Source organism: Escherichia sp. MOD1-EC7003 (assembly GCF_002965065.1).
GTDB lineage: Bacteria > Pseudomonadota > Gammaproteobacteria > Enterobacterales > Enterobacteriaceae > Escherichia.
Map to the genome: position 1 here is coordinate 1 of NZ_PTRE01000320.1, position 297 is coordinate 297.

Below are 297 nucleotides of genomic sequence, written 5' to 3' on the forward strand. Positions count from 1 at the left end.
GTATTCCAATCGGTTCGCCTGCACCATGCCCCGGAACAGGCAGGGCCACCAGCGTGGCATGACGTAGGTCATCTTTTACAGCGCCAGAAGGGACAAACCACACGTAGTCGTATTCAACCGTAAGTTGACGAGATAGCGAAGCCGTGTCAGCGCCAATGATATAAGACAGTAATTCACCATTTGGATTGTCCGCTCCACCCAACATGTTGTTTCCTTAAGGTTCCTACACCACAAAGGGAACACTCATGCTGAGCAGAGAGGATTTTTACATGATAAAGCAAATGCGCCAGCAAGGTG

The 297-nt window shown here is 49.8% G+C and carries 1 pseudogene; it reads right to left on the minus strand.

The features are described from left to right. Positions 1-145 (minus strand): annotated as a pseudogene (locus A7090_RS25585) (LysR family transcriptional regulator); the annotation flags it as partial. Between the last annotated feature and the right edge of the window lie 152 nt (positions 146-297).